Source organism: Pseudomonas sp. 3A(2025) (assembly GCF_054589175.1).
The window spans coordinates 47,627-53,736 of record NZ_BAAILM010000021.1; the positions used below are offsets into that span (position 1 = coordinate 47,627).

Genomic DNA, 6,110 nt, shown 5'->3' on the forward strand with positions numbered 1-6,110 from the left:
TCAGCCTGTCGTCCGTAGCATTCGCGTGAATTTCTGTACTAAGGAGCATCGTTCATGGTCGAGGCATTACCGGTTGCAGCTTCACGTCCTTTTGATTTTCGCCTGGCAGTGGGTATTCCGCTTGCGCTGATGCTGCTCTTGTTGATGTTCGACCCGACTGCACTGGATTATGCCATCACCCGGCAGTTCTATGTGCCGGGCCAGGGGTTCATCGGCGCACACAGTTACTGGCTGGAAAACATCCTGCATGACCGCGCCAAGCAGGCGGTGATTGCGTTGGTCCTGCTGGTGGCGCTGGGCTTTGCATTGAGCTGGAAGGTTGCGGCGCTGCGTGTCTGGCGTCGGCCGCTGGGCTATGTGGTGCTGGCGATGGCGTTGTCGACCGCGATTATCACGCCGCTCAAGGCCCTGACCCATGTGCAATGTCCTTGGAGCCTGACCGAATTTGGCGGCATCGAGACCCACACGCCGCTGCTCAGCGAGCGTGCGCCGACCCTCAAGCCCGGCCTGTGCTGGCCGGGTGGCCATGCCTCTACCGGGTTTTCGCTGCTGGCATTGTTTTTTGCCCTGCGTGACCGTTACCCGCGTGCTGCACGCCTGGCGCTGGGCTTTGCCCTGGCGTTGGGGGCGGTGTTTTCCCTGGGGCGTATGCTGCAAGGCGCGCACTTTTTGTCGCATAACGTCTGGACATTGTTGCTGGACTGGTTGATCTGCCTGGGCTGTTACCGCTGGCTGCTGTATCGCCCGCAACCGGCTACCGCCAAAGTCTTGCAGCCGCTCAGTAGCTGAAATCCCCGCCCAGCTCCTGCTTCATCCATTCCAGGAAGCGCTTGACCCTTGGAAACCCCGCATGCGCCTTGGGGAACACCAGATGGTGAGCGCTGATCGGCACGCTCAAGTGCTCAGCCTCGACCACCACCAGCTCGCCGCGCTCGATAAAACTGCGCGCCAGCAAGGTGCTTTCCAGGGCAAAACCCAGGCCCAGACGCGCCGCCTCCATCGACATGTAGGAACGATCGAAGCTCAGCGGGTACGGGCTGTCGGGGCGCGACAGGCCGTGCATGGCGAACCACTGTGGCCAGTTGATCAGTGTGGCTTCAGAGAGGATCAGCGGGTAGCCGAGCAAATCGGCGGCCTCGCGCACCGGGCGCTTTTCCAGCAGGGCAGGCGAGGCCATGACCGCCAGATGCTCGTTGCGCACGCTGCGCACTTCCAGAGTCGGCCAGTCGGGCTGGCCGTGGCGGATGTCGACATCGATCTTGTCGCGGCTGAAGTGCAGCGATTCGTAAGAGCACGACAGGTTGATCTGAATGTCCGGATGGCTTTGGCGAAAGCTCTCGAGGCGCGGCATCAGCCACTGAAAGCCGAAGCTGGGCGAGGCGTGCAGGCGCAGGCAGTCGAGGCTGACATCGCTGCTGGCTCGCTCGGTGGCCACGGCAAAGCTGTGCAAAATGCCGGAAATCTCTGCCAGATACTGCTCGCCCACCGGCGTCAGGCTCACGCCACGGGCGTTACGCAGGAACAACTGTCGGCCAATCAGGGCTTCGAGATTGGCCAGTTGATGGCTGACGGCCGACGGGGTGAGGTTCAGTTGCTCGGCGGCACGCGCCACATTGCCGAACCGTGCCGTCTGCTCGAAAGCCTGAATGGCCTTGAGCGGCGGCAGGTTGAAGGCAGCGTCGGTGGGGGTTGGCATCAGTTGTGGTCCTGAATAATTGTTGTGTGTGGAATATCGCAAATCAGTGCGGTTGAGTGCTGAATTTTTTTCAGCACTTGCTGAAAGGCACGTCATTGCTCAGCTCCGGGGCGGGGCACAAGCTGTGTCCACACATAAAAACAATCGGGAGAACGCCCATGCTTCTGCAAGATAAAGTCGCCATCATTACCGGTGCTGCCTCGGCACGCGGTATCGGTCGGGCCACCGCCGAACTCTTCGCTCTTCACGGCGCCCGCGTCGTCGTTATTGATCTGGACGAATCCGCTGCCCGCGATGCGGCCGCTGCGCTGGGCGAAGGCCATCTGGGTCTGGCCGCCAACGTCGCCGATCAGGCGCAGGTACAAACCGCCATTAGCGCTGTGCTCGAACGCTTCGGGCGCATCGATGTGTTGGTCAACAACGCCGGCATCACCCAGCCGCTGAAAACCCTCGACATCGGTCACAGCGACTATGACAAGGTGCTCGACGTCAGCCTGCGTGGCACGTTGCTCATGTCGCAAGCCGTGATCCCGAGCATGCGCGAGCAACAATCGGGCAGCATTGTGTGCATGTCGTCGGTGTCGGCCCAGCGTGGTGGCGGTATCTTCGGCGGCCCGCATTACAGCGCGGCGAAGGCCGGCGTGCTGGGCCTGGGCAAGGCCATGGCTCGCGAACTGGGGCCGGACAATGTGCGGGTCAATTCCATCGCCCCCGGGTTGATCCAGACCGACATCACCGGCGGCCTGCTGCAGGACGAGCGCCGCCACGCGATCATCGACGGTATCCCGCTGGGCCGCCTGGGCCAGGCACAGGATGTCGCCAACGCCGCGTTGTTTCTGGCCTGCGACCTGTCGTCCTACCTGACCGGTGTCACGCTGGACGTCAACGGCGGCATGCTGATTCACTGATCCAGGCTCCATGAAGATGCAGCCCTCGGCACAGGCGCGATGACACACAGCCTGTGCACGATGGGCGGTCAATAACAACAAATAGAGCAGACCCTCATGACAACCCTGACCCTTGAAGCGGCGGCGTCCGTGCGTGCCAACGCCTACCGCAAGACCGCCTGGCGGCTGATGCCGTTCCTGATGCTGTGCTACCTGTGTGCCTACCTGGACCGGGTCAACGTCGGCTTCGCCAAGTTGCAGATGATGAACGACCTGGCCCTGAGCGAAGCCGTCTACGGCCTGGGCGCTGGCATGTTCTTCATCGGCTATTTCCTCTGTGAAGTGCCCAGCAACATGATCCTGCACCGGGTCGGCGCACGGATCTGGATCGCCCGGATCATGATCACCTGGGGGATCATTTCCGGCCTGTTCGCCTTTGTCGAAACCGCCTGGCAGTTCTATGTGCTGCGCTTTCTGCTCGGCGTTGCCGAAGCAGGGCTCGCGCCGGGCCTGCTGCTGTACCTCACTTACTGGTTCCCGTCCTATCGCCGCGCCAAGATGACCGTGCTGTGGTTCGTCGCCATTCCACTGTCGGGCATGGTTGGCGGGCCGCTGTCGGGCTGGATCATGAATGCCTTTGCCGGCGTGCATGGCTGGGCTGGCTGGCAGTGGATGTTTGTCATCGAGGCGATTCCCACCGTGGTGGTCGGCCTGGCAGTGCTGGGGTATCTCAAAGACGGCGTGCATCAGGCAACCTGGCTGACCGCCGAAGAAAAGGCCCTGGTGCAGAAAGAACTGGAAGACGACAACCGTCAGAAGGTGACGCATGCCTCGGTGGGTGAGTTCATCCGCGACCGGCGCCTGTGGCTGCTGGCGGGCATCTACTTCTGCGTGGTCATGGGCCAGTACGCCATCACCTTCTGGCTGCCGACGCTGGTGCGCAATGCCGGGGTCTCCGACCCGCTGAAAATCGGCATGCTCACCAGCCTGCCGTACATGTGCGCCATCGTCGCCATGCTGCTGGCCGGGCGCAGTGGCGACAAACATCAAGAGCGCCGCTGGCACCTGGTGATTCCGATGATCCTCGGGGCGGCGGGCCTGAGCCTGGCGGCCGTGCTGGGCGGCAACCTGCTGCTGTCGATCATGAGCCTGTGCCTGGCCGCAGCCGGCATTCTCTCGGCGTCCTCGCTGTTCTGGATGCTGCCGACCACCTTGCTTGGCGGTGTCTCGGCCGCTGCCGGTATCGCCGCCGTCAACAGCTTTGCCAACCTGGCGGGATTCTGCTCGCCCTACCTGATCGGCTGGATCACCACCCAGACCGGCTCCAGTGCCATCGGCATGTACCTGATCACCGGGGTGTTGATCTTCGGCGCCACGCTGGTGCTGCGGGTCCCGGCTGCCCTGGTCAATCGCTAATTCAAGGAGTTCATTGCAATGAGCGCTGAAATCTCAATCAACACCGCTGTAAGCCTGGGCGAACGCGCCCACAACATTCGCCGTCATGCCTTGCTGATGGGCCAGGTGCAAGGTCAGGGCTATGTCGGCCAGGCGCTGGGCGCTGCCGACCTGCTGGCGGTGGCGTACTTCCATGCCATGAAGCTGCGCCCGCAGGATCCAGAATGGGAAGGCCGCGACCGTTTCTACCTGTCCATCGGTCACTACGCCATTGCGTTGTACGCGGCCTTGATCGAAGCACAAATCATCCCGCTGGATGAGCTCGAAACCTACGGCGCCGACGACAGCCGCCTGCCGATGTCGGGCATGGCCGCCTATACGCCGGGCATGGAAATCACCGGCGGGTCGCTGGGGCAAGGCCTGGGCATTGCGGTCGGTGCCTGCCTGGGCCTGAAGCGCAAGGCCAGCGAGTCGTTCGTCTACAACCTGCTGTCCGACGGCGAATTGAACGAAGGCTCGACCTGGGAAGCGGTAATGTCCGCTTCGCACTGGAAGCTCGACAACCTGATCGCCATCGTCGATGTGAACAACCAGCAAGCCGACGGCCACTCCAGCGAAGTGCTGGCCTTCGAGCCGATCGTCGACCGCTGGCAGGCCTTTGGCTGGTTTACCCAGCGGGTCGACGGCAACGACCTCGATGCATTGGTCAAGGCCTTCGACGCCGCCCGCGAACACGCCGGCGCGCAACCGCGGGTGATCATTTGCGACACGCGCATGGGCCGTGGCGTGCCGTTTCTGGAAAGCCGCGAAAAGACCCACTTCATTCGCGTCGATGAGCACGAATGGGATATCGCATTGCAGAATCTTGAGGCTGGGAGAACCGTATGAGCATTGTCAAAACCACCGCCGCCACTGAGCCCGGCAAAAAACGCCTGACCACCTCGGCGATGATCGCCTCGATAGCCTCCGAAGGACAGGCGACCCGTTCGGCACCGTTCGGCCACGCGCTGACCGCACTGGCCGAGCAACGCCCGGAGATCGTCGGCCTGTCGGCGGATTTGTCCAAGTACACCGACCTGCACATCTTTGCCAAGGCCTTCCCGGAGCGTTTTTACCAGATGGGCATGGCCGAGCAGTTGCTGATGAGCACCGCCGCCGGCATGGCCCGCGAAGGTTTCGTGCCGTTCGCGACCACCTACGCGGTGTTTGCTTCACGCCGTGCCTATGACTTTATCTGTATGGCGATTGCCGAAGAGAACCTCAACGTCAAGATCGTCTGCGGCCTGCCGGGCCTGACCACCGGCTACGGCCCCAGCCACCAGGCCACCGACGACCTGGCGATCTTTCGCGCCATGCCCAACCTGATGATCGTCGACCCGTGCGATGCACTGGAAATTGAACAGGCCGTGCCGGCCATCGCCGCCCACCAGGGCCCGGTGTACATGCGTCTGCTGCGCGGCAACGTGCCGCTGGTGCTGGACCGTTACGACTATACATTCCAGATCGGCAAGGCCCAGGTGATTCGTCCCGGTAACGACGTACTGGTGATCTCCACCGGCCTGATGACCATGCGTGCGCTTGAGGCCGCCGAGGCCTTGCGTGCCGATGGCGTGGATGTGGCGGTGCTGCACGTGCCGACCATCAAGCCGCTGGACGAACAGACCCTCCTCGCCGAAGCACGCAAGCCGGGGCGTCTTGTCGTCACGGCAGAGAACCACTCGATCATCGGCGGCCTTGGGGAGGCGGTGGCCAGCGTGTTGCTGCGTAACGGCGTGACCCCGACCTTCCGCCAGATCGCCTTGCCCGACGCGTTTCTGGATGCCGGTGCGCTGCCGACCCTGCATGATCGCTACGGGATTTCGACCGAAGCGGTGAGCCGGCAGATCAAGGCCTGGTTGTAACAACCCTGATGCCGATCAGTTAAGACGATTTTCGTCGAAACTTCGTCTGGCACGGAGTACGTAGGAATGATGCGGATGGCCATCCGTCTCACTCTCATCAGACATAAAATAAGTTATTGATTTTATTGAATTAAAAATTCATCACTACTGCCTCACTGCAATATCAATTCAAGCCACCAATACAACCTCTATCCCCAGCTTGCGCGCCTTGCTTAGCAAGGCGCGCACCTG

Annotated in this window: 6 protein-coding genes; 5 read left to right on the forward strand and 1 reads right to left on the reverse strand. The window is 62.0% G+C overall.

What is annotated here, in order from left to right; translation table 11 throughout:
• Positions 1-54 precede the first annotated feature (54 nt).
• Complete coding sequence (locus ACYP2A_RS08315; protein WP_459744323.1) at positions 55-789, forward strand: phosphatase PAP2 family protein; 735 nt, start codon at positions 55-57, stop codon at positions 787-789.
• On the opposite strand, the gene ACYP2A_RS08320 is transcribed toward ACYP2A_RS08315, so the two are convergent.
• Complete coding sequence (locus ACYP2A_RS08320; protein WP_459744324.1) at positions 779-1,696, reverse strand: LysR substrate-binding domain-containing protein; 918 nt, start codon at positions 1,694-1,696, stop codon at positions 779-781. The genes ACYP2A_RS08315 and ACYP2A_RS08320 overlap by 11 nt on opposite strands.
• Positions 1,697-1,854: 158 nt before the next feature.
• Between ACYP2A_RS08320 and ACYP2A_RS08325 the strand changes: the two genes are divergently transcribed.
• The 4 genes from ACYP2A_RS08325 to ACYP2A_RS08340 all read left to right on the forward strand — a co-directional run bounded on the left by ACYP2A_RS08325 (position 1,855) and on the right by ACYP2A_RS08340 (position 5,879).
• On the forward strand, positions 1,855-2,604 hold the full coding sequence (locus ACYP2A_RS08325) for an SDR family NAD(P)-dependent oxidoreductase (RefSeq protein ID WP_459744325.1): 750 nt from the start codon (positions 1,855-1,857) through the stop codon (positions 2,602-2,604).
• A gap of 96 nt (positions 2,605-2,700) precedes the next feature.
• Entirely contained in the window at positions 2,701-3,999 is a 1,299-nt protein-coding gene (locus tag ACYP2A_RS08330) for an MFS transporter (protein WP_459744327.1), read from the forward strand.
• Between the two features lie 18 nt (positions 4,000-4,017).
• Complete coding sequence (locus ACYP2A_RS08335; protein WP_459744329.1) at positions 4,018-4,866, forward strand: transketolase; 849 nt, start codon at positions 4,018-4,020, stop codon at positions 4,864-4,866.
• Positions 4,863-5,879: a transketolase family protein gene (locus tag ACYP2A_RS08340; RefSeq protein ID WP_459744330.1), complete on the forward strand. Its 1,017-nt coding sequence runs from the start codon at positions 4,863-4,865 to the stop codon at positions 5,877-5,879. Before ACYP2A_RS08335 ends, ACYP2A_RS08340 begins: the two co-directional genes overlap by 4 nt.
• Positions 5,880-6,110: the final 231 nt, after the last annotated feature.

Bases quoted from the DNA above. Each gene is read 5' to 3' on its own strand.
- ACYP2A_RS08320 (WP_459744324.1), bottom strand. From the start codon at position 1,696: ATGCCAACCCCCACCGACGCTGCCTTCAACCTGCCGCCGCTCAAGGCC.
- ACYP2A_RS08335 (WP_459744329.1), top strand. From the start codon at position 4,018: ATGAGCGCTGAAATCTCAATCAACACCGCTGTAAGCCTGGGCGAACGC.
- ACYP2A_RS08340 (WP_459744330.1), top strand. From the start codon at position 4,863: ATGAGCATTGTCAAAACCACCGCCGCCACTGAGCCCGGCAAAAAACGC.
- ACYP2A_RS08325 (WP_459744325.1), top strand. From the start codon at position 1,855: ATGCTTCTGCAAGATAAAGTCGCCATCATTACCGGTGCTGCCTCGGCA.
- ACYP2A_RS08315 (WP_459744323.1), top strand. From the start codon at position 55: ATGGTCGAGGCATTACCGGTTGCAGCTTCACGTCCTTTTGATTTTCGC.
- ACYP2A_RS08330 (WP_459744327.1), top strand. From the start codon at position 2,701: ATGACAACCCTGACCCTTGAAGCGGCGGCGTCCGTGCGTGCCAACGCC.